Source organism: Mycobacterium sp. SMC-14 (assembly GCF_046250075.1).
In the GTDB taxonomy this organism is placed as follows: Bacteria; Actinomycetota; Actinomycetes; order Mycobacteriales; family Mycobacteriaceae; genus Mycobacterium.
This window is the reverse complement of record NZ_CP176429.1, coordinates 3401140-3420919: the sequence shown is the minus strand read 5'-3', so window position 1 is coordinate 3420919 and position 19780 is coordinate 3401140. Positions and strand designations below refer to the sequence as shown.

The 19780-nt window shown below is 66.1% G+C and carries 26 protein-coding genes; 18 read left to right on the top strand and 8 right to left on the bottom strand.

The annotated features are described in order from the left end of the window. The first annotated feature begins 83 nt into the window (after positions 1 to 83). From ACKY0W_RS16250 to ACKY0W_RS16230, 5 genes are read left to right on the top strand one after another with little or no spacing between them, the layout of a single operon-like run. Positions 84 to 653, top strand: coding sequence for a type 1 glutamine amidotransferase domain-containing protein (locus ACKY0W_RS16250; protein WP_409434901.1), 570 nt, complete (start codon positions 84 to 86; stop codon positions 651 to 653). Beyond that, entirely contained in the window at positions 653 to 1000 is a 348-nt protein-coding gene (locus ACKY0W_RS16245) for a hypothetical protein (RefSeq protein ID WP_409434900.1), read from the top strand. The genes ACKY0W_RS16250 and ACKY0W_RS16245 overlap by 1 nt, the downstream gene beginning before the upstream one ends. An 18-nt stretch (positions 1001 to 1018) precedes the next feature. Beyond that, positions 1019 to 2479, top strand: a complete 1461-nt coding sequence (locus ACKY0W_RS16240; RefSeq protein ID WP_409434899.1) for an aminotransferase class I/II-fold pyridoxal phosphate-dependent enzyme — start codon at positions 1019 to 1021, stop codon at positions 2477 to 2479. A 48-nt stretch (positions 2480 to 2527) separates the two neighbouring features. Further along, positions 2528 to 3091: a hemerythrin domain-containing protein gene (locus tag ACKY0W_RS16235; RefSeq protein ID WP_409434898.1), complete on the top strand. Its 564-nt coding sequence runs from the start codon at positions 2528 to 2530 to the stop codon at positions 3089 to 3091. After that, complete coding sequence (locus tag ACKY0W_RS16230) at positions 3088 to 3243, top strand: hypothetical protein (protein WP_409434897.1); 156 nt, start codon at positions 3088 to 3090, stop codon at positions 3241 to 3243. Before ACKY0W_RS16235 ends, ACKY0W_RS16230 begins: the two co-directional genes overlap by 4 nt. Positions 3244 to 3278: 35 nt before the next feature. Here ACKY0W_RS16230 and ACKY0W_RS16225 read toward each other — a convergent pair whose 3' ends face one another. Then, positions 3279 to 4220, bottom strand: coding sequence for an esterase family protein (locus ACKY0W_RS16225; RefSeq protein ID WP_409434896.1), 942 nt, complete (start codon positions 4218 to 4220; stop codon positions 3279 to 3281). A 275-nt stretch (positions 4221 to 4495) separates the two neighbouring features. Between ACKY0W_RS16225 and ACKY0W_RS16220 the strand changes: the two genes are divergently transcribed. Together ACKY0W_RS16220 and ACKY0W_RS16215 are read left to right on the top strand one after the other, a co-directional pair. Then, positions 4496 to 5197, top strand: a complete 702-nt coding sequence (locus ACKY0W_RS16220) for a cutinase family protein (RefSeq protein WP_409434895.1) — start codon at positions 4496 to 4498, stop codon at positions 5195 to 5197. Positions 5198 to 5309: 112 nt separating this feature from the next. Beyond that, a complete protein-coding gene (locus tag ACKY0W_RS16215) occupies positions 5310 to 6596 on the top strand; it encodes an MFS transporter (protein ID WP_409434894.1) in 1287 nt (428 codons plus the stop codon). Here ACKY0W_RS16215 and ACKY0W_RS16210 read toward each other — a convergent pair. Further along, the gene (locus ACKY0W_RS16210; protein WP_409434893.1) at positions 6593 to 6895 is read right to left on the bottom strand and encodes an STAS domain-containing protein; all 303 of its coding nucleotides are present in this window, start codon (positions 6893 to 6895) and stop codon (positions 6593 to 6595) included. The genes ACKY0W_RS16215 and ACKY0W_RS16210 overlap by 4 nt on opposite strands. A gap of 411 nt (positions 6896 to 7306) precedes the next feature. On the opposite strand from ACKY0W_RS16210, the gene ACKY0W_RS16205 reads away from it, so the two are divergent. The 4 genes from ACKY0W_RS16205 to ACKY0W_RS16190 all read left to right on the top strand — a co-directional run bounded on the left by ACKY0W_RS16205 (position 7307) and on the right by ACKY0W_RS16190 (position 10388). Beyond that, positions 7307 to 8314 carry a glycosyltransferase gene (locus ACKY0W_RS16205; RefSeq protein ID WP_409434892.1) on the top strand — a complete coding sequence of 336 codons (1008 nt, stop codon included), beginning with the start codon at positions 7307 to 7309 and terminating at the stop codon, positions 8312 to 8314. Continuing rightward, positions 8311 to 9537: a glycosyltransferase gene (locus ACKY0W_RS16200; protein ID WP_409434891.1), complete on the top strand. Its 1227-nt coding sequence runs from the start codon at positions 8311 to 8313 to the stop codon at positions 9535 to 9537. The genes ACKY0W_RS16205 and ACKY0W_RS16200 overlap by 4 nt, the downstream gene beginning before the upstream one ends. Before the next feature lie 150 nt (positions 9538 to 9687). Beyond that, the gene (locus ACKY0W_RS16195) at positions 9688 to 10263 is read left to right on the top strand and encodes a GAF domain-containing protein (RefSeq protein ID WP_409434890.1); all 576 of its coding nucleotides are present in this window, start codon (positions 9688 to 9690) and stop codon (positions 10261 to 10263) included. Further along, positions 10263 to 10388, top strand: coding sequence for an ANTAR domain-containing protein (locus tag ACKY0W_RS16190; RefSeq protein ID WP_409434889.1), 126 nt, complete (start codon positions 10263 to 10265; stop codon positions 10386 to 10388). The genes ACKY0W_RS16195 and ACKY0W_RS16190 overlap by 1 nt, the downstream gene beginning before the upstream one ends. A gap of 9 nt (positions 10389 to 10397) precedes the next feature. Here ACKY0W_RS16190 and ACKY0W_RS16185 read toward each other — a convergent pair whose 3' ends face one another. Further along, on the bottom strand, positions 10398 to 11126 hold the full coding sequence (locus ACKY0W_RS16185) for a sulfate transporter (protein ID WP_409434888.1): 729 nt from the start codon (positions 11124 to 11126) through the stop codon (positions 10398 to 10400). Positions 11127 to 11252: 126 nt separating this feature from the next. Further along, complete coding sequence (locus tag ACKY0W_RS16180) at positions 11253 to 11921, bottom strand: PAS and ANTAR domain-containing protein (protein WP_409434887.1); 669 nt, start codon at positions 11919 to 11921, stop codon at positions 11253 to 11255. A gap of 271 nt (positions 11922 to 12192) precedes the next feature. Here ACKY0W_RS16180 and ACKY0W_RS16175 point away from each other — a divergent pair, with 271 nt between their 5' ends. The 5 genes from ACKY0W_RS16175 to ACKY0W_RS16155 all read left to right on the top strand — a co-directional run bounded on the left by ACKY0W_RS16175 (position 12193) and on the right by ACKY0W_RS16155 (position 16365). Continuing rightward, a complete protein-coding gene (locus ACKY0W_RS16175; protein WP_409434886.1) occupies positions 12193 to 12672 on the top strand; it encodes an MPT63 family protein in 480 nt (159 codons plus the stop codon). A gap of 216 nt (positions 12673 to 12888) precedes the next feature. Next, positions 12889 to 13572, top strand: coding sequence for a UdgX family uracil-DNA binding protein (locus ACKY0W_RS16170; protein WP_409434885.1), 684 nt, complete (start codon positions 12889 to 12891; stop codon positions 13570 to 13572). A gap of 46 nt (positions 13573 to 13618) precedes the next feature. After that, positions 13619 to 15439: a thiamine pyrophosphate-requiring protein gene (locus ACKY0W_RS16165; protein ID WP_409434884.1), complete on the top strand. Its 1821-nt coding sequence runs from the start codon at positions 13619 to 13621 to the stop codon at positions 15437 to 15439. Between the two features lie 6 nt (positions 15440 to 15445). Next, entirely contained in the window at positions 15446 to 16141 is a 696-nt protein-coding gene (locus ACKY0W_RS16160; RefSeq protein ID WP_409434883.1) for a HemK2/MTQ2 family protein methyltransferase, read from the top strand. Next, the gene (locus ACKY0W_RS16155) at positions 16138 to 16365 is read left to right on the top strand and encodes a CDGSH iron-sulfur domain-containing protein (protein ID WP_409434882.1); all 228 of its coding nucleotides are present in this window, start codon (positions 16138 to 16140) and stop codon (positions 16363 to 16365) included. The genes ACKY0W_RS16160 and ACKY0W_RS16155 overlap by 4 nt, the downstream gene beginning before the upstream one ends. A gap of 16 nt (positions 16366 to 16381) precedes the next feature. Here the strand turns inward: ACKY0W_RS16155 and ACKY0W_RS16150 are convergent, their stop codons facing one another. Beyond that, complete coding sequence (locus ACKY0W_RS16150; protein WP_409434881.1) at positions 16382 to 16570, bottom strand: hypothetical protein; 189 nt, start codon at positions 16568 to 16570, stop codon at positions 16382 to 16384. Further along, complete coding sequence (locus ACKY0W_RS16145; protein ID WP_409437820.1) at positions 16570 to 16935, bottom strand: MerR family transcriptional regulator; 366 nt, start codon at positions 16933 to 16935, stop codon at positions 16570 to 16572. Before ACKY0W_RS16145 ends, ACKY0W_RS16150 begins: the two co-directional genes overlap by 1 nt. Before the next feature lie 134 nt (positions 16936 to 17069). On the opposite strand from ACKY0W_RS16145, the gene ACKY0W_RS16140 reads away from it, so the two are divergent. Continuing rightward, positions 17070 to 17492 carry an Hsp20/alpha crystallin family protein gene (locus ACKY0W_RS16140; RefSeq protein WP_308484012.1) on the top strand — a complete coding sequence of 141 codons (423 nt, stop codon included), beginning with the start codon at positions 17070 to 17072 and terminating at the stop codon, positions 17490 to 17492. A gap of 50 nt (positions 17493 to 17542) precedes the next feature. Continuing rightward, positions 17543 to 17764: a hypothetical protein gene (locus ACKY0W_RS16135; RefSeq protein ID WP_409434880.1), complete on the top strand. Its 222-nt coding sequence runs from the start codon at positions 17543 to 17545 to the stop codon at positions 17762 to 17764. Between the two features lie 218 nt (positions 17765 to 17982). Here ACKY0W_RS16135 and ACKY0W_RS16130 read toward each other — a convergent pair whose 3' ends face one another. Both ACKY0W_RS16130 and ACKY0W_RS16125 read right to left on the bottom strand, forming a co-directional pair. Continuing rightward, a complete protein-coding gene (locus tag ACKY0W_RS16130) occupies positions 17983 to 18810 on the bottom strand; it encodes an MEDS domain-containing protein (RefSeq protein WP_409434879.1) in 828 nt (275 codons plus the stop codon). Beyond that, complete coding sequence (locus tag ACKY0W_RS16125) at positions 18811 to 19767, bottom strand: anti-sigma factor RsbA family regulatory protein (RefSeq protein ID WP_409434878.1); 957 nt, start codon at positions 19765 to 19767, stop codon at positions 18811 to 18813. It abuts the gene before it with no gap. Positions 19768 to 19780: the final 13 nt, after the last annotated feature.

Sequence of the window (19780 nt, the reverse complement as noted above, 5' to 3'; positions counted from 1 at the left end):
CCGGGCGCTCGGGTATGCGGGTCGATATTGGGGGAGCTATCCGCAGCCTGCAAAGGCCGGATTAGGACTGGAAAGGAGAGGTCATGCCCGGATCGCTGGAAGGACGACGGGTCGCATTTCTGGTGGCGAAAGAGGGTGTCGAACAGGTCGAGCTGACCGAACCGTGGCGCGCGGTCGCCGAGGCCGGTGCGCATCCGACGCTGGTGTCCACAGTCGATGGCCCGGTTCAGGCCTTCAACCATCTGGACCGTGCCGACAAATTCGACGTGGACCGGCAAGTCAAGGATGCCTCGGCGGATGACTTCGATGCGCTGGTCCTGCCCGGCGGGGTGGCCAACCCCGACCAGTTGCGCACCGACGAACGCGCGGTGTCGTTCGTGCGGGAGTTCTTCGACGTCGGCAAGCCGGTCGCTGTCATCTGCCATGGCCCGTGGACGCTGGTGGAAGCCGGAGTCATTGCCGGAAGGCGGATTACGTCGTGGCCGAGCTTGCGTACCGACATCATCAACGCGGGCGGCGATTGGGTCGACGAGGAGTTGGTGCGCTGCGACTGTGGCCCGTCGATCCTGTTGTCGAGCCGCAAACCCGACGACCTGCCGGCCTTCTGCGATGCGCTGGTGGAGGAGTTCGCGGCGCGCGGGGCGAGGTTGTGATGGCAGAGCCGATGCCCATACCGGTCGAGTCCGACAACCGCCGCGCCCGACTCTGGGTCAACTGGGCCGCTGCTCTGCTCACCGCCGCTGGGGCCGCCCTGGTGATGGTGGTCGCAACGGGCGCGGTGATGAGCACCGCAGCCTGCAGCACGGCCGAGTGCCCAGACCTCGGGCCCAGCGGAGTGGTGTTCGGGCTGCTGTATTACGGCGCGCCGGCCATTGCCGCACTGACCATCCTGGCCTCCTTCTTCACAGCGGGGCGCCGTCGTGGGTTCCTGGTGCCGATGGCCGGGTGGGGGCTGCTGGGGCTCGATCTGTTGGCGCTGGTGATCGCCTTCCGGCGCTGAAGGACAGGCGGTTGATCCATGGATCAGCGTCGAGCACCTGTGCTGGAAGCCCTGGCCGACTACCACCGCAAGGACCGGTACGGGTTCAGTCCGCCCGGACACCGCCGCGGCCGTGGCGCCGACAAGTCGGTGCTCGACGTGCTGGGGGCTGATCTGTTCGGCGCCGATGTGCTCGCCCGGGGCGGTTTGGATGACTGGGCAGCACGTGGGGAGATCCTGGCCGACGCCGAGCAGTTGATGGCTGACGCTGTCGGTGCCTCGAGGGCATTCTTCTCCACCTGTGGCAGTTCGCTTTCCGTTCGCGCCGCGATGATGGCGGTGGCCGGCGGAGCCGGCGGCGGGTTGCTGCTACCGCGCGACAGCCACAAATCGGTGGTGGGGGGCTTGATCTTCTCCGGTATCGAGCCACGCTGGATCACTCCACGCTGGGACGCCGAACGGCATCTGTGCCACCCGCCCTCACCGGAACGGGTTGCCGGTGCGTGGGAGGAGAATCCCGACGCCGCGGGTGCACTGGTGGTCAGCCCGTCTCCGTACGGGACTTGCGCGGACCTGGCCGCCATCGCCGAGATCTGTCACGAACGGGGCAAGCCGCTGATCGTCGATGAGGCCTGGGGTGCGCACCTGCCCTTCCACGAAGACCTGCCGACCTGGGCGATGGACGCCGGCGCCGATGTCTGTGTGGTGAGCGTGCACAAGATGGGAGCGGGCTTCGAACAGGGCTCGGTCTACCACATCCAGGGCGATCTCATCGATCGAGAACGACTGACAGCATGCGCCGATCTGTTGATGACCACCAGCCCCAGCGTGCCGATCTACGCGGCACTGGACGGCTGGCGTCGCCAGATGGTGCACCACGGGCATGAACTACTGGACTCCGCAATCAAATTGGCGCACGATGTGCGCGGGCGCATCGATCAGATTGCGGGAGTCGAAGTGCTCGAGCATGCGCTGTTCGGTGCGGAGGCCTCCCACGATCTGGACCGGCTGCAGGTGCTGGTCGACGTGTCGGCAACCGGGACGTCGGGCTACCAGGCCAGAGACTGGCTACGCGAACAGCGCTGCCTCGATGTGGGATTGGCCGATCACCGGCGCATCCTGATTACCATGTCCTTCGCCGATGACCACCGAACGGCTGACCGGCTGCTGGAGGCGCTGCGCGGGTGGCGCGACGCCGCAACGTCCTTCCAGCGACCGCCTGAGATCCGATTGCCTTCCCCGCAGGAATTGCAGCTGGAGACCGTGCAGTTGCCCCGAGACGCGTTCTTCGGCGCTACCGAGATGATCGCCGCGTCGAGCGCCGCCGGACGAATCGCAGCAGAGCAGCTCACGCCGTATCCGCCGGGCGTGCCGGCAGTGGTGCCCGGCGAGCGCCTCGACACCGCCGTCATTGACTATCTTCGGTCCGGGCTGGCCGCCGGGATGGCGTTGCCCGACGCCGCCGACTCGTCACTTGAGCACATCCGAGTGGTGGCCTAGGGCGGGCGCGCGGGTTTTGCCCCAACTGCGTCGGGGTAGCCCATAGCCATGGCACAGACGACTTTGCACAACCGGACCGACGTAGTCGATTTCCTCACCGAGCAGCACCAGCGCATCAAGGCGCTGTTCGACGAGACGTTGCTGGCCGCCGGAGCGGAGCGCGACGAGTCGTTCGTCCGGCTTCGCCGGCTGCTGGCGGTGCACGAAACGGCCGAAGAGGAGATCGTGCATCCTCGGGCCGCACGCGAACTCGACCACGGCGGGGAGGTGATCGGCGCGCGGCTGGAAGAGGAGAAGCAAGCCAAGACGGTGCTTGCTCATCTGGAGGACGTCGACGTCGATTCGGAGTTCTTCACCGAGAAGTTGAGGGAGCTGCGGGACGACGTGGTCGATCACGCCGAACATGAGGAACGCGAGGAATTCTCGGGTTTGCGGGCCGAACTCAGCGACGATGAGCTACAGCGCTTGGAACGGGCGGTAAGGCTCGCCGAGGCGATCGCCCCAACCAGGCCGCACGCCGGGGTGGAGGGTGCACTGGCCAATGCGTTGGTCGGGCCTTTTGCCTCGATGATGGACCGGGCAAGGGACGCGATCCTGGGGTATGACTCATGATCGGCCTCGGTTTGCTGCTGCTGATCCTGGGCCTGGTGTTCAACGTCTACGTGCTGTGGGCGATCGGGATCGTCCTGCTCGTCGTCGGTGCGGTGTTCTGGCTGTTGGGGACGGTGGGCCGGCCGGTAGCCGGCAGGCGCTACTGGTACTGATCGCCGTCGCTGGTCTTCACCGCTGGGTGCCCGCGTCAGACGCGCCCTCCGGCGCCCAGCGTGCCCTGCATGTCCGGCCTCATGGCCACCAGTTGGGCGTTCCAGTAGCCCCAGCTGTGCACCCCGTTGCTGTCGATGTTGAATGTCGCGTTGTGGCCGCCCGCACCGGTGTAGGCGTCGCGGAAGGCGACGTTGCTCTGCATGACGATCTGCTCGATCACCTGGCCGGGCAGGCTTCCCTCGCCGATCTCCGATGGGCTGCCGTTGCCGCTGTAGATCCACAGCCGGGTGCCGTTGCCCGCCAGGCGCCCGGCTTGGACTGTCGGGTCGTTGCGCTGCCAGCCCGCACTGCCCGAGGGACCCCACATGTCTTGGGGGTTGAACCCGCCCTCATCGTTCATCGCCATCCCGATGAGCGTTGGCCCGTTACCGCTGGACGGCGTCAGCAACGCCGAAAGTGATGCGGCATAAGCAAATTGCTGCGGATGATAGGCGGCCAGGGTCAGCGCCGACGACCCGGACATGGAGACGCCCACCACCGCGTTGCGGGTGGAGCGCACGCCCTTCCCGGCCAGGAAGTTCGGTAGTTCACTGGTGAGGAACGTCTCCCATTTGTAGGTCTGCCCGTTGGCCGAGCCGTACCAGTCGGTGTAGAAGCTGGAACGTCCGCCGACCGGCGCCACCACCGAAATCCCGGAACCGGCGTACTCGCTGAACGCCGGCGTCTCGATGTCCCAGCCGCTGCGATCGTCGCGAGCGCGCAACCCGTCCAATAGGTAGACAGCCGGCGCGCCGCCGCCTTGGAATTCAACGGTGATGTTGTGGCCCATGCTCGGCGACGGCACAGACAGGAATTCGGGCCCGGCGGCGCCGGCGGGCGGGGCCGATGCGCCCAGGCCGATCAATGCCGGCAGCAACGTTGCCGCCGCCGCGACCGCGCTGACCCGGCGCGGCCGGTGCGTTGCGTTGTTCCACATCGTTCTCCCCTTTCGCGCAGACCCGAGCGCCAAGGCCCGTCGGCCGGGTGTGCGAGAGGGGAGAGATCGACACAGGTCCCGAAGGCTTTGGATCCACCCATCGGTATTTGCGAGAATCCGCGGATGGCTGCCCTGCAGTCTGAAGACAGATATCTGACCTACTTGTCTTAACAAAGTGGGGCACCGTTGTCCAGAGTGTTCGTCGAAGCACTGCCGCGACAAAAATTTCCGCGCAGGCGGTTTGAGCCGAGGGCGCGGTGGGCACCTACACCGACATGTCCGCGCGTACCATCCTCGATTCCATTGGCCCGCTGACAATCGCGGTATCGGTCGCCGGTACCGCGATGCTTCTGGCCTCCGGCGCTCCCACGGCTAGGGCTGCGCCGTGTCCTGACACCGAGGTGGTCTTCGCGCGGGGAACCGGTGAGCCGCCGGGAGTGGGGCCGACCGGTCAAGCGTTCCTCAATGCGGTGAACGCTCGCTTGGGAACAAGCCCAGCCGTTTACGCGGTCAATTACCCGGCCAACGACCACTGGGACACCGGCGTCGACGGCATTCGGGACGCGGGTGCTCACGTCGTCTCCCGGGCGACCACCTGTCCCAGAACCAAGATGGTGCTGGGCGGTTACTCCCAGGGCGCGGCGGTGATGGGTTTCGTCACGTCGGCCCAAGTGCCCGACGGTGTCGATCCGGCGACCGTGCCCAAGCCGCTGGACCCCGACGTCGCCGACCACGTCGCCGCGGTCGTGTTGTTCGCCATGCCCAACGAACGGGCGATGAACTTCCTCAAAGAGCCCACGATCGCGATCGGGCCCCTGTACCAGGCCAAGACCCTGCAGGTGTGTGCCGTCGAGGATGCGGTGTGCTCCGACGGAATGAACTTCGCGGCGCACGACAGCTACGCCGGCGACGACGCGACGATGGTCCAACAGGGGGCCGACTTTGCCGCCCGCCAGCTCCAGGGCCGGGTGGGATAGCCCACTGGGCGGTCGCAGACATCGGCGCCGAGGTTGGCGGCGCGAGCAGATCCGGGTCACCGATGCTGACCAGGTCCGCCGCTCCATCCGAGGTACCGCTATCGGCAACTTCATGGAGTGGTATGACTTTGGGGTCTACGGCTACCTGGTCACCACCATCGCGCGGGTGTTCTACCCGGGTTCTGGCACCAGCAGCCTGATCGGCGCCTTCGGCACCCTGGCCGCGGCGTTCGCGGCGCGCCCGATCGGCGGATTGGTCTTCGGCCCACTCGGTGACCGGATCGGGCGGAAGCGGGTGCTGGTCACCACCCTGCTGCTGATGACGCTCGGCACCACCGTCACCGGGCTGCTTCCGAGCTACAGCGCTATCGGTGTCGCAGCACCCATCCTGCTCGTCGCGACGCGAATGGTGCAGGGCTTCTCCGCCGGCGGTGAATACGTCGGCGCGATGGTCTACGTCGGCGAACAGGCCCCGGACAACAAGCGCGGCATGATGGCCGGATTTCTGCCGCTCAGTTCGCAGGCCGGTTACGTCGCCGCCGGTGTGTTGGTCACGGTACTGCAGAGTCGGTTGACTGACGAGGCAATGCTCAGTTGGGGGTGGCGAATTCCGTTGTTGCTCAGTGCTCCGCTGGGGCTGGCCGCCCTCTACCTGCGGTTGCGGCTGGAGGAATCGCCGGCTTATGAACAGGCAGGCCGCCAGCAGGAGAGTTCCGACGACTCCGCCGTGCGGCAACTGCGGCGTACCGCCAGACAGTGGCAGCCCCTGCTGTTGTGTATCGCACTGGTGCTGACCTACAACGTCACCGACTATCTGCTCACCGGTTATCTGCCTACTTACCTCCAGACGACCGCGCAGATTCCACACACCGCCGGGCTTCTGGTGATCGTGCTGACGCTGTTGGCGTTGATGGCAACCGTGGTTCTGGTTGCTCGGTTGTCCGATCGCATCGGGGTCAAACCGGTGCTGTGGACGGGATGCGCTATGTTGCTGGCTTTTTCGATTCCGGCGTTCAGTCTGATCAGCGCCGCCCGCAACTATCCGACGGCATTCGCCGGAGTTCTGTTGATCGGGCTGATGCTGTTGTGCTTCGATGCGACATTGCCGGCGACCCTGCCCGCGTTGTTTCCCACCCCGGTGCGTTACGGGGCGCTGGCGATCGGGTTCAACCTGTCGGTCTCGGCGTTCGGAGGTACCACACCGCTGATAGCCGAGACACTGGTCTCCAGCACCGGCAATCCGATCGCCCCGGCCTACCTTTTGGTCGTAGCCGGGGCCATCGGTGCGCTCGCGCTGGTCTTCACCCCCGAGGTCGCTGGAAGGCGGCTACCCGGGTCGGGGCCGGCGGTGGAGAGCGAAGCACGGGCACGCGAGCTCGCCGGGGGATGTGAGGGCTAGTGGACGTGCCGAAACCCCTGCACGCCGGCCAGCGCGTCGGCCACCGACGCCGTCGTCGGGAAAGCGTTGCCCGGGTCGCAGATTCGCAGCAGGCGTGACACCGCGACGCCGGGCACCGTCGTGCAGTAGACCAGGGTTTCAGCGCACCGGTCGGCGATGGTCTTTAGCGCCGAAAAGCCAGCGGTACCAATGAATTCCAGGTCATTGAGGTCGAGAACCAACCACTCGCAGTAGCTCGCGCAGCGTTGCACGTAGTCGGCCAGTTGGCCGGCGTTGGCGGCATCGAGTTCCCCACCCACGCTGATCACCGCTCCGGAGCGTCCCCAGCGGGTGACGGAACGAGCGGTGCGGCTGGCCCAGGTATCGGATGGGGGAAGTGAGTGTATTCGGGTAGCCGGGAACACCGATCCGGCGGCTTTCAAAGCGGGCATTGAACTACTCCATCAGTCGAAACTCGTACTGTGGATCGCGTCGATGCGAGTTACACCTTCACGGATGAGATGCAGGGAGTGGGCCTCCCTGGCTAGCGTGGGTGACGCGTCTTCCGGGTGGCTGTGAACTCAACCTGCTATCGAACCTACGCCGATCCTCGCGGCTCTGCAACGATTCGGTAACGGTAGTTTTAGCGTCGCAGTTGAATCCCCTTGCAGCAAACCGGTTCGGGGACTTTTTCCACGTTTAGGCGCCGGTGTCGCGGGTAACAACCGATTATGGCATTTCCGCAGACCACCCCGCGTTCGCTGCTTGCCTGGCATGTGCACGGTTCGTGGATGGACTCCTTCGTCGCCGGCGAACACCGCTACCTCATTCCGGTGAACTCTCCGCGTGATCCCGATGGACGTGGTTTGGGCGGCCGGGACTGGCCGCGGGCGCGCGAAGTGCCGCTGACCGAATTGCGTGACCAAGAGATCGACCTGGTGGTGCTGCAGCGGCCACATGAATTGGAGCTGGCTGCACGCCTGCTGGGCCGCCGGCCCGGGATCGATGTTCCCGCGGTGTACGTCGAGCACAACCCCCCGCGGCCGTTCGTGGTGGAGAGCCTGCACCCGATCGCGGACCGCGGTGACATCCCGCTGATCCACGTCACCGCGTTCAACCAGCTGATGTGGGACAACGGCCGAGCGCCGACCATGGTGATCGACCACGGGATCGCCGACCCCGGCCATCTGTACACCGGGGACATCGCGGCCGCCGGCGCCCTGATCAACGAACCGCTGCGCCGGTGGCGCACCGTCGGCGCCGACCTGCTGGGCTCGTTGGGGCGATCGGTGCCGGTCGACGTCTGGGGGATCGGCACCCAGAACCTCAACGATCCGCCACATCGGTGCGCAGGTGTGGTCGGCCACGGCGACGTGCGCACCGACCAACTGCTGAAGGAACTGGCGCACCGCCGGGTCTACCTGCACACCGCCCGCTGGACATCGCTGGGCATGTCGCTGTTGGAAGCCATGTTCCTGGGCATGCCGGTGGTGGCGGTGGCCGCCACGATGGCACCGATGGTGGTACCACCGGAGGCGGGCGTCGTCAGCGCGGACGTCGACACCTTGCGGGATGCGCTGGGTGGGCTGGTCGCCGACCGCTACCTGGCCGAGGTGGTAGGTAAGGCGGCCCGCAACTACGCCACCGAGCACTTCGGCCTCGACCGATTCCTGCGCCAGTGGGACCAGGTCATCGAGGCGCAGTGCAGCGCTGGGAGCAGCGGGGGAGAATCGCTGTGAAAATCGCAATGATTTCTGAACATGCCAGTCCACTCGTCGTGCAGAGCGGAGCCGAAGTCGGCGGCCAGCACGTCCACGTGGCTGAGCTGTCCGCGGCGTTGGCCCACCGCGGCCACGATGTCGACGTCTACACCCGTCGGGATAACCCCGACCTACCGGAACGGGTGCGCACCGATCAGGGCTACACGGTGGTCCATGTACCCGTGGGACCGCCGCGCCAGGTACCCAAAGATGAGCTCTTGCAGTACATGGTCGCCTTCGGGCGCTACCTGGACGCGCAGTGGGACCGCGAGCGGCCCGACATCGCCCACGCACATTTCTGGATGTCAGGGATCGCCGCACAGCTGGCCGCCAAACGCCGACGGGTGCCCACGGTCCAGACTTTTCATGCGTTGGGCGTGGTCAAGCAACGACACCAGGGGCATCGAGACACCAGTCCCGCCGAAAGGCTGCGGCTGGAGGCCCGCGTCGCGCATGAGGCGACGTGGATGACGGCCGGCTGCAGTGATGAGGTTTTCGAGTTGCTGCGGCTAGGTCGCGACCGATTGCGAATCTCGGTGGTGCCGTGCGGCGTCGACGTGGAGCGGTTTACCCCGCACGGTCCGGTCGCCGCTCACTCCGGCCGGCGGCGCATCGTTGCGGTCGGCCGGTTCGTTCCCCGAAAGGGATTCGACACCGTGATAGAGGCATTGACCACGGTGCCCAGCGCTGAGCTGGTGATCGTCGGCGGACCGCGGCGGGCCGAACTCGACACCGTTCCAGAAGCCTCTCGGCTGCTCAAGCTGGCTGCCGATCTCGGTGTGGCGGAACGGGTATCGCTGTACGGCTCCATCGACCACGCCGATATGCCGGCGTTGCTGCGGTCTGCCGATGTCGTTGCATGTACGCCCTGGTACGAACCGTTCGGCATGGTGCCGCTGGAAGCGATGGCGTGTGGGGTGCCGGTGGTGGCGTCGGCGGTGGGCGGCATCCTCGACACCGTCGTCCACGACGTGACGGGACTGCTGATACCGCCGAAGGACCCGCGTGCCTGTGCGAATGCCATCAACGCCGTCCTGCGGAATCGTCGAGCCGCGTCCGGCTTCGGCAAGGCCGGCCGAGAGCGGGCACGTTCGAGGTACTCCTGGGACCGGGTCGCCACTGACACCCTGCGGGTGTACGACCGGCTCTTGCCCGCGGCGGCGCCGGGACGTATCGCTGCCCGGGCGTCGGGGGCCGGGTGATGGACTGGCCCCCGTGTAACGCCTGAGCGTTATTTGACAAACCTTTGGTTCCCGCAGAGATCGTTGACTGGGACGTTGAAGTAGTTGCTGCGGCTGGATGATCGGAGGAACATGGGTGCATCTAGCGGGGGACCTGGGCGGAGCGAAGACATGGCGGTGACGAGCCGCAACGACATGATGCGCGACGTGGCGGATCTGGTGCACACGCTGAATCAGAGGACTCGTTCCGACGCTGATGGTGCGCTAGACGAACTGGGCGCCAATCTTCTCGGGCATATGTCCTGCGCCCAGCATGCCGGTGTCACGGTCACGACGTCGAGCGGTGAGGTGCAGACACTCACCGCGACAGATCGATACCCGGTTGCGCTGGATGACATTCAGCGTCGACTTGGCGAGGGGCCCTGTCTGGCCGCGGCGTGGAAGCATCACGTCGTTCGCCTGGACGATGTCTGCGGCGAGGAGCGCTGGCCGTTGTACTGCCGGGAGGTCGCAGCCACGACGCCGATCCGTTCCGTTCTGGCATTCGAAATATTCACCGGCGATGGCACCACCGGCGCCCTGAACTTCTACGCCCAAACCGCCAGCGCCTTCGACGACGACGCAGTGGAACTGGGTTTGATCCTGGCCACTCACGCCGCGCTGGCCTGGCACATGGTTCGTCGCGACGAGCAGTTCCGCAGTGCGCTCGCCTCCCGCGACATAATCGGCCAAGCCAAGGCGTGCTGATGGAGCGGTTCGACATCGACGCGGTGCAAGCCTTTGAGCTGCTCAAGCGGCTGTCGCAGAACTCCAACACCCCGCTGACCGGGGTCGCCCTGCAATTGGTGAGACGCGTCGGCCGGGTGCCGTGAACTCATGCGCTAGAGACGGCTTTCCGGCCTGATCACCGCCCAGACGGTCTTGCCGCGAGGGGTGGGGGTAGTGCCCCACGCGCGACACACCGCACCGACTACCGCCAAGCCCGACGCGCGGGCAGGCAAGCCGTCGGGGCCTTCGTGGAGCACAGCCGGCGCGGCGTCGGCGTCTTGGACCGCGATGGTGACCGTGGAGCCTGCGCTTTCCAGCAGGACTGTGGGTGAGCTGTCGGTATGGCGTAGGACGTTTTCCACCAGTACGTCCATGATCACCTTGGCTGTCGGTATCAACTGATCCTGCGACCAGCTGGACAGCCACTCCGCGACGAAGTCACGGGAGCGGCGCAAGCTGCTCAAGCGGCGTGGCAATTCTGCGCTGACCCTGCGGCGGGTGCGTTTGAGGCGTGGCAGGGAACCCAACGCAGTCTCAAGGTCCGGGTGTGCCGGGACGTAGCGCGTCACGCCGGTTTCGGCGAGCCGTGCCATTGTTTCGAGTCGGTCGCAGACCAACAAGATTGGGATATCGGGCCAGACCCTCACATGCCAACGCGCGCTGGTGAACACAGACCATGCCGAGAGCGCCGGGACGTACAGTCCGCCGACGTCAACCAGCACCGCCGGCGGTTCGTCGAGCGCTGCCTTGATCACGCTGTCGCGCAGTTGGAGGTAGTTGCTGCCGTCCAGCGTGCCGACGGCGGTCAGCAGGCAGAGCCCGCCCACATCAGTTGCCGACACGGTGAGTTGACCTGGCGCCCTAGTCATGGCCGCTCCCGGTCTGCAGTCCGTCATTGAACTCGTACACCACTAAGGGGCTAATTACCCGCCTGTGGCGACAAGTTCACCTGTCGTGCCGCCGCAATTTCAGCTCACAGTCAACAGGGTGTGGTCCAGATCGGAAAGCACCCCGGGCGGCAGCTTGCCGGTGAAAGCAGCCAGGAAGCGGGCCGCCAGGTCGCGCACCTTGACGTTGGTCTCCTGGGAACGCCAAACCAGGATGTCGAACGCCCGTTCCGCAGAGATGCCGTAGGCGACCATCAGTACACCCTTGGCCTGCTCGATCACCGCACGCGCCTCGGCGACCTCGGAAACTACGGCGCTGACGTCGGCCTGCAACACATCGGTGACGTCAACGTAGAACCCGGCCGTACCGGTCACCGTGCCCGCATCGTCGAGCATGCGATCGCCGACCACAATCACCCAGTGCTCTTGCCCGCTGGTGTCGATGATGCGGTGCCGGCTGCTGAAGGGCTCGCCCTCGACGACCCGCTCCAGCACCTCGGCGACCTGGGCGCGGTCCTCGGGATGCTTGTGCTGCAGCAGCAGCTCGGTGCTGGGTGTCACCGTGCCCGGCTCGTAGCCGTGCATGCGGGCCACCGTGTCCGACCACTCCCAGCGCTGCTCGCCGAGCCAGTACCGGAACCGGCCAACCCGCTGCGGCTCGCCATGCCCGACTACCCGGTCGAGATCACTCTGGACCTCGGTTGCGTCGTCCGCCGGCGTCACAAATGACGCGTTTACATCCCCGACCACCGCATACCCGCCTTCTCGTACCCCAACAGTATGAGCTGATTCCAACGGCCGGCGGGGCAAACCGCGGCCTGGAATCGCAGGAATGTGTGCACGGACAATCCAGACCGGCGCTGCCTGCTGAACGCCCGAGCGACGTAACTATCCACAATTTCCCGACGCTGCGCAACTGCCCCAGTGTTTCCTGCTCGGCCGTGCCGGGTACGCGCCGTGACAGGTGTGTTCCAGCAAAGTGGACCGCCGCGAAGTATCGACTCGATGGAAGGAGTCAGAAGTGAAGCTCTCCACGACTGCGGCCAAGACGGCCGCCGGCGCGGCCGGAATCGCGGCGCTGAGTGTTTTCTCCGCGACCACCGCCATGGCCGAGCCGGCGATCCAACCGTTCGGCACGCCCGAACAGCTCAACGACGGGGCAATGGCTACGTCCTACACGGTCAGCAACCTGGGCCCGGCCCAGGTCACCATTCCGGGCTACCAGCCCCACGGCAAGCTGTATCAGGCTGACGTGACCGCTCGTGCGGACCGCGGCACGGTGACCCCGGTGGTCACCGACTTCAACGCCAGAGCGGCCAACAGCGACACGTACCGGGTGATCAACACGGTGCCCACGCCGGGCGGTATCAATCCCGGGCCGATCACTCAGGGTGCTGCCGCCAACGGAAAGATCTACTTCGATGTCACCGGCCCGCCGCCGGACGGAGTCGTCTACAACGACGGTGTCCAGGACGTGCTGATCTGGACCAGCAAGGCCTGACGCCGCGTTTGAGCTGGGCCCGATCTTCGGATCGGGCCCAGTTTCGCTCGGGCTGCCCAACGGCCCACCGCTAGCCACGGTTGACCACGGCCACGACGGGTATGTCTGACTCATGACGTCCCTGAATTGCGTGTTGTCGGGGGTGGAGTTCCGCACCCCGGTACTGATTCGCCCGGAGGTCAGGGCGACGTCGCCCGAGCTGACGGAATCGGCGTAGTGGCAGCGACCAAAGAGCCTGGGGCGCAGCGGTACCTGCCAGAGCGGCGAACGCTTAGCGCACTGCGCGAGGCGGCTGCTCAGTGCCGTGGCTGCACGCTGTACCGCGACGCGACGCAGACGGTGTTCGGCGAAGGACGGCGGGGCGCGCGGCTGATGCTGGTCGGTGAACAGCCCGGCGATCACGAGGATCTCGAGGGCCACCCGTTCGTCGGCCCGGCCGGGCGGTTGTTGGACCGTGCGATGCGCGACGCACGCATTGATCCGTCGTTGGCGTATGTGACCAACGCGGTCAAGCATTTCAAGTTCACCCGGCGCGAGGGCAAACGCCGGATCCACCAGAAGCCGGGCCGCACCGAGGTGGTGGCGTGCCGGCCGTGGTTGATCGCCGAGATCGACTCGGTGCGGCCAGAAGTGGTGATCTGTCTGGGCGCCACGGCCGCGCAGTCACTGCTGGGTGCGTCGTTTCGCATCTCCACCGGGCGCGGGGAGCTGCTGTGCCTGCCTGGCCTGGCGGGGTCCAACGGCCGGCCGCGGGTCCTGGCCACCGTTCATCCCTCGGCGGTGTTGCGGGACCGCAGTGACCAGCGTGCCCAGGCATACGAAGCATTCGTCGATGACCTGCGGATAGCCCGCAACGCGGTGACCGGAGGGAGCGCACCACGGGTGCACCCCGCCGTTTGACAAAGCCGGTGGCGGGTAACCGTGTGCGTGTTGAAGGGAGCAACCAATGCCGAAAACCGCGGACTTCATCCTCGATAGGCTCCGTCAATGGGGGGTGCACCGGATCTTCGGCTACCCCGGCGATGGCATTCTGTCGATGGTCGGCGCCCTGGACCGGGCCGGTGGAGACCCGGAACTCATCCAGCCGCGCCACGAAGAGATGGCGGCGTTCATGGCCACCGGCCACGCCAAATTCACCGGGGAGATCGGTTGCTGTCTGGCCACGTCCGGCGGCGGGGCGATCCATCTGCTCAACGGGCTCTACGACGCCAAGCTTGACCACCAGCCGGTGGTCGCGATCATCGGTCAGCAGAAGCGGATGTCGCTGGGCGCGGCCTTCCAACAGGAGATCGACCCCAACTCGTTGTACAAGGACGTCTCTTCGGACTTCGTCCAGACCTGCATGGCGCCGGTCCAGGCACGCCACCTGGTGGACCGGGCCTGCAAGGTGGCGCTGACCAATCGAACCGTGGCAACCATCATCCTTCCCGAGGACGTTGCCGAGGAGGAGGCGGTCCCTTCGCCGCCGCGCCAGCATGGGGCCGTCTTCAGCAGTGTCGGGTGGACCAAACCGCGAATGATCCCGCCGCAGAACGAGCTGCGCAAAGCCGCCGAGATCCTCAATGAGGGTGAGAAGGTGGCGATCCTGGTGGGTGCGGGAGCCGCCGATGCCGCCGACGAAGTGGTGGAGGCCGCCGATCTGCTCGGCGCCGGTGTCGCCAAGACGTCATTGGGACGCGCCGCACTACCCGATGAACTGCCGTATGTGACCGGGCCGATTGGCCTGCTGGGCTCCACGGCCAGCGAGGCAATGATGTCGGGTGCCGACACCTTGCTCATGATCGGGACCAGTTTTCCCTACGCCGAGTGGCTGCCCAAGGAAGGGCAGGCCCGCGGGGTGGAGATCAACCACGACGGCCGGATGATCGGGGTGCGCTACCCGGTACAGGCCAACCTGATCGGCGACTCGAAAGACACCCTGTCCGAACTGATCCCATTGCTGAACCGCAAGAAGGATCGGTCCTGGCGGCACAAGATCGAAAGCGAAGTGGAGACCTGGTGGCGGGTTCTCGACGACCGGGCGCACGACAAGGCCAGTCCGCTCAATCCCGAACTGGTGGTCCACGAGCTCTCCAAGCGCCTGCCTGACAACGCCGTCGTCACCACCGACGCGGGCTCGGTCGCCAACTGGTGGGCGCGGCATCTGCGGCTGCGGCGCGGCATGGCGGCCTCACTTGCTGGAAACCTCGCGACCATGGGCCCCGGCACGCCGTATGCGATCAGCGCCAAGCTCGCTCACCCGGACCGGCCGGTGATCGCCGTCGTCGGCGATGGTGTCTTCCAGATGAACGGCATGGCCGAGATGATCACCGTGAAGCGCTACCTGGACCGGCTGTCTGACGGGCCGCTGATCTTCTGTGTATTCAACAACCAGGACCTCAACCAGGTGACCTGGGAGCAGCGGGCCATGGGCGGTGAGCCCAAGTTCGAAGACTCGCAGATGATCCCGGACGTGCCCTACGCTGAATTCGCCAAACTTCTCGGGCTGACCGGAATTCGGTGTGACAGCCCGGACACCATCGGACAGGCCTGGGACCAAGCGCTCTCTGCGCCCGGGCCGGTGGTGCTGGAAGTCGTGGTGGACCCCGACATCCCGCCGGTGCCGCCACATATCGAAAAGATGATCGCCAAGAACACCGCTAAAGCGATCATCAAGGACCCGGACCGAGTAAGCGTGGTCACCAAGGGTGCAAAGCAGAAGATGCACGAGTTCACCGAATCGGCTAAGCAGTCGGTGCGCGACATCCGCAGCAAGAACGGCGGGTAATCGCCGATGACCACTTTGGGGGTGCCCGGCGCCCTGCGTCGTCGGCCGCCGAACTTAGGCGGGGTCTATGTGCCGCAAGAGGATTCGCATCTTCTCATCGAGACCATGGTAAGCACAGGGTTGGCCCTCCGGGCCAGGGTGCTGGACCTGTGCACCGGCAGTGGGGTAGCGGCCATCGCGGCGGCGGAGCTGGGCGCGGACAGTGTCACCGCGTTCGACATCTGCTCGCGCGCGGTGCGGTGTGCCCGGGACAACGCGCGTGCCGCCGGCGTGGGCGTAGCGGTGCGGCGGGGGCCGTGGAGTGACGCGTTGCGCTGCCCCCCCTTCGATCTGGTGGTGGCCAACCCGCCCTATGTGCCTTCGCCGCGGGACGGCGGGCCCATTCCGTCGGCGGGCGGTCCGGAGCGGTCGTGGAACGGTGGTGTTGACGGGCGGGTCGTGTTGGATCCGCTCTGCTGGTCGGCGGCGACGCTGTTGCGCCGCGGCGGTTCCCTGCTGCTGGTGCAGTCCGCCCTCGCCGACGTCGCGCACTCACTGGGGCAGTTGCGGGCGTCGGGACTGTCAGCCGAGATTGCCGCGGTCAAGAACATTCCGTTCGGTCCGGTGCTCTCGGCGCGTGCCGGCTGGCTGGAATCCACCGGCCGGGTGTCGCACGGCTGCCGCATGGAACAACTGGTGGTGATCCGGGCGGACAAGCCATGACGACGCCGGAGAGAAGAGTGGTACAGCCGGTCCGCAACGGCCCAGTCCTGATCGCCGGTCCGGTCCGGATCGAGACGCCCGAGGGCGTCGTCGAATCCGACCGCTTCATGGTGGCTATCTGCACCTGTGGGCGCAGCCGCAACTATCCACTGTGCGACACCAGCCATCGGCGCCGGAAAACGTCACACCGTCGTACCGACGCGGATGGTGTCAAAACCGAATAAATACCGGGCGGTTGGCTCATCGGTCGGCGTCGTAGTCGTCGTCGGGCAGTGGAACGCTGATGGCCTGATCGATCAGGTCGGCCGGGTTGGCATCTGTGTCGTCGGCGTTCTCCAGAAGGGCGGGATCCAGTCCGTCGTCGTCGCTCGCGTCGGCGGGGATACGCTGTTCGGCGAGATCTGCCTCTGGAACATCAGGGTTGGTCATCATGACCCCTTTCGTCTCCGCGTTCGGGGCGGGTCGGCACGTTTGGCGGCGAGCAGCGCATAGTCCGTTTTCAGTTGGGAGTTGTCCGACCTCAGCTGGGTGTTGTCGGACTCCAATCGGGCGTTACGTGCTTCCAGGCCGAGGATCTGCCCGATACCTGCCACATTGATGCCGATCTCTACCAGCTCCGTGATCCGTCGAAGCCGCGCAAGATCATCATCGCTGTAGCGACGCGTACCGCCCGCGGTGCGCGCCGGGGTGAGCAGGCCGCGGCTCTCGTAGAGCCGCAAGGTCTGCGGACCGATACCGGATAACTCGGCTGCCACCGAGATGCCGTATACCCCAAGCCCGGAGCGGGCATTCATCTCGTCGGCCACCGCGCTTCTCTTCCACTCGCCGAAAATCTCTGGTGCTCCTCTTGCGTGAACCTACCACCGGTGCTATATAAAAATCTATGTCGGTAGACATAGATGATCTACCGCAGACCGAGGAGGTGGAGATGATGTTGATGCGTACCGACCCGTTCCGTGATCTCGACCGCTGGACCCAGCAGGTGCTGGGCACCGCGGCGCGACCGGCGGTCATGCCGATGGACGCCTGGCGTGACGGCGACCAGTTCATCGTCGAGTTCGATCTGCCTGGTGTGGCAGAGGATTCCCTGGATCTCGATGTCGAACGCAATGTGCTGACGGTGCATGCCGAACGTCCGGGCCTGGATCAAAGCCGCGAGATGGTGTCCGCGGAACGGCCACGCGGTGTGTTCAGCCGCCAGCTGTTCCTCGGTGACAATCTGGACGCCGGGCAGATCCAGGCCAGCTATCAAGACGGCGTGCTGCGGTTGACCATTCCGGTCGCCGAGAAGGCAAAGCCACGGCGGATCAAGATCGCCAGCAGCCACGGCGAGCGAGCCATCAACGCCTGATTGCGAGGGGCCGGGCGGCGGCCTGCTACCCGGTGTAGGAGGTGAGCGCAATGACCACCGACACTCTGGCCGCGGAGGTACTCGACGAGGCGGAGTACATCGTGCGCGCCGAATGGCTGCGCGTGTTGACCGCCGCAGTACCCGGGCACTGGACCGCGGTTCCCACCGAAATGCCCGTCGCCCGGCCTCGCTCCCCGGCCAGCCACCAACACCGGTCGGCCACGCGGCGGCGAAACATGAGAGTGTGGCCCACGCAGCGGTCCCCTCCGTGACGCCCCGGCGGTGACTCGTGCGTTGCTCACCGATGTCCGACCATTCGAGCGCCTTCGACGCAGACCGGAACTGCGCGCGCATCGCCACCGATGTGGCAGCGAAACAGGCTGGGCTGCGCGCGAGGTCACCGCAGGGCCTGACGGGGTCACGCTGCCGCCACCGCTCTCCCCGGCAGCAGCGTGCCTCGTCGTCCTCACAGAAGTCGATCAGCAGGGCGTCACACCGTCGCCTCAATGCCGACATTGGCGAAGTCCAGTAAGTTGACCAGCCGGTGCACGACTGCTCGATCGCTGCGCAGTAAGGCCGTTCGGCCGTGGGCGGCGCAGAGGCGGTCGAGCAGGCAGAGCTGCCGGTGCCCGACGAACTCCAATTCCCGCGCGTCGATCTCGAGGGTGTCGCGCGACAGCAGCGGCAGGACCCGCTGCAGGGTGGTGAGGAACAGCGGCTCGCTGGCGGCGTCGAGAGTGCCGGCCAGCGCGATGGCGTTGCGCCCGGCGGGCTGGGCATACAGCTGGAACGGCACCGAACTCGGTCCGGCCGCCGGGTGCAGGCACAACAAACCGGCCGCGGCCGCACCGAGTTCGGCGACGTTGTAGCCGCACATCGCCGCGACCGGCAGGGTGGAGATTCGCCGGTCTCCGAGGAATTCCAGAGCCGCCTGGGCGTCGCGCTGCGCGGGTGTGCGCACTACCGGCGTGACATCGATGACGATCCGAAGGCCGCTGTAGCCGTCGGCGACCGCAGCGACCGCGGCCGCCGCATAGTGCTCTGTCATACGCTCGGCGTCGACGACGTCACCCCGGAACACGAAGTGCTCCGGCACGGTCTTGACATGTACCTCGCGGGCATCTGTTCCGAGTCCGGCCGCCGCCAAGGCTGCCCGCATCGTGGCGGGATCGTCCGCGCCGACGTAGGCGACTCGCTGGTCGAGGTTCAGACCGTCCGCGACGTACTCCGCCGCGTGGTGCAGGAACTCCGCAGGATCCCGGTATTCCCAACCGATGTGGCCGAATTCGCCCGACCGATCTGCCCGATATGCACCCATTCACGCCGACTTTCTCATCCGCAGATGCGCCTGCACCGTGGTTCCACTCGCCGCGGTGTGAATGCGTACCAGGTCGGCTGTCGCGTTGACCACGAAAAGCCCGCACCCGTGGTCGTAGTCGCTGATGATCGGCCGCCGGCCAGCCAACCGGTCAGTCAATCGGCCGGAATCGTTGACCTGACATATCAATTGGTCGTCCGCCGCCCACAGCAGCAGGGTGCACGGGCCCCTGCCATGCTGCAGGCTGTTGGAAGCCAGCTCGTTGACGATCAGCTGCAGGTCTGCGATATCGGCGCCCGCGAAGCCGAACCAGCGGGCGTACTTGGCGGAGAACTGCCGGGCGCCGGCCAGATCGGTAAGTCGATGCAGGGTGTAGCTCGCCGCCGTGGGGCTGCTGGGCAGTGGCTCGTTGTAGCGCGCCCACGCGGCGTCGGGAGCAAAGCCGGAGCTGGCGCGTACCGGGTGCCCGGAAAGGCCCAGGCTCGGGTGGGTGATCTCGGCGTCGACGAGAATATCGGAGCCCAGAGTTGTTGCGTCGTAAGGGCAAATAATCGTGAGATCCCGTCCGATGAACGCCTCGTTGACCAGAGCCTCATGCTGCACGCAGGCCGGATACTCCAGCTTCGAGCGGCCGCTCCAGACCGGCTCGCCTACCATCCGTACCGGATCCGACGGGTGTCGGGCAGCGAAAGCTCCCTGCACGCCGCCCAGAATGTGGGTGGGATTGCGTCCGACCTGGCTCATATCCGACAGGCTCGCCGACTCCAGTACGCCTGCAGGCAGGGCATTGCGCAGCAGTGAGAGATTTGGCTCAGGTACCGCCACCAAGATCGGGAGATGGGCGGCCACCGCGTCGGCGATATACGGCACCAGGCAATCAAGATATTCCTGCGGGGAACGGTAGAACAGCGCGATATGCTTGAAGGAACCGCGATCAGCGTCGGCAGCGACGGTCATCGCATGTGCCCCT

Excerpts from the sequence above, each read along its gene's own strand:
- ACKY0W_RS16250 (WP_409434901.1), top strand. The coding sequence starts at position 84 with ATGCCCGGATCGCTGGAAGGACGACGGGTCGCATTTCTGGTGGCGAAA.
- ACKY0W_RS16245 (WP_409434900.1), top strand. The coding sequence starts at position 653 with ATGGCAGAGCCGATGCCCATACCGGTCGAGTCCGACAACCGCCGCGCC.
- ACKY0W_RS16240 (WP_409434899.1), top strand. The coding sequence starts at position 1,019 with ATGGATCAGCGTCGAGCACCTGTGCTGGAAGCCCTGGCCGACTACCAC.
- ACKY0W_RS16235 (WP_409434898.1), top strand. The coding sequence starts at position 2,528 with ATGGCACAGACGACTTTGCACAACCGGACCGACGTAGTCGATTTCCTC.
- ACKY0W_RS16230 (WP_409434897.1), top strand. The coding sequence starts at position 3,088 with ATGATCGGCCTCGGTTTGCTGCTGCTGATCCTGGGCCTGGTGTTCAAC.
- ACKY0W_RS16225 (WP_409434896.1), bottom strand. The coding sequence starts at position 4,220 with ATGTGGAACAACGCAACGCACCGGCCGCGCCGGGTCAGCGCGGTCGCG.
- ACKY0W_RS16220 (WP_409434895.1), top strand. The coding sequence starts at position 4,496 with ATGTCCGCGCGTACCATCCTCGATTCCATTGGCCCGCTGACAATCGCG.
- ACKY0W_RS16215 (WP_409434894.1), top strand. The coding sequence starts at position 5,310 with ATGGAGTGGTATGACTTTGGGGTCTACGGCTACCTGGTCACCACCATC.
- ACKY0W_RS16205 (WP_409434892.1), top strand. The coding sequence starts at position 7,307 with ATGGCATTTCCGCAGACCACCCCGCGTTCGCTGCTTGCCTGGCATGTG.
- ACKY0W_RS16195 (WP_409434890.1), top strand. The coding sequence starts at position 9,688 with ATGGCGGTGACGAGCCGCAACGACATGATGCGCGACGTGGCGGATCTG.
- ACKY0W_RS16190 (WP_409434889.1), top strand. The coding sequence starts at position 10,263 with ATGGAGCGGTTCGACATCGACGCGGTGCAAGCCTTTGAGCTGCTCAAG.
- ACKY0W_RS16165 (WP_409434884.1), top strand. The coding sequence starts at position 13,619 with ATGCCGAAAACCGCGGACTTCATCCTCGATAGGCTCCGTCAATGGGGG.
- ACKY0W_RS16160 (WP_409434883.1), top strand. The coding sequence starts at position 15,446 with ATGACCACTTTGGGGGTGCCCGGCGCCCTGCGTCGTCGGCCGCCGAAC.
- ACKY0W_RS16155 (WP_409434882.1), top strand. The coding sequence starts at position 16,138 with ATGACGACGCCGGAGAGAAGAGTGGTACAGCCGGTCCGCAACGGCCCA.
- ACKY0W_RS16150 (WP_409434881.1), bottom strand. The coding sequence starts at position 16,570 with ATGACCAACCCTGATGTTCCAGAGGCAGATCTCGCCGAACAGCGTATC.
- ACKY0W_RS16145 (WP_409437820.1), bottom strand. The coding sequence starts at position 16,935 with ATGAATGCCCGCTCCGGGCTTGGGGTATACGGCATCTCGGTGGCAGCC.
- ACKY0W_RS16140 (WP_308484012.1), top strand. The coding sequence starts at position 17,070 with ATGATGTTGATGCGTACCGACCCGTTCCGTGATCTCGACCGCTGGACC.
- ACKY0W_RS16135 (WP_409434880.1), top strand. The coding sequence starts at position 17,543 with ATGACCACCGACACTCTGGCCGCGGAGGTACTCGACGAGGCGGAGTAC.
- ACKY0W_RS16130 (WP_409434879.1), bottom strand. The coding sequence starts at position 18,810 with ATGGGTGCATATCGGGCAGATCGGTCGGGCGAATTCGGCCACATCGGT.
- ACKY0W_RS16125 (WP_409434878.1), bottom strand. The coding sequence starts at position 19,767 with ATGACCGTCGCTGCCGACGCTGATCGCGGTTCCTTCAAGCATATCGCG.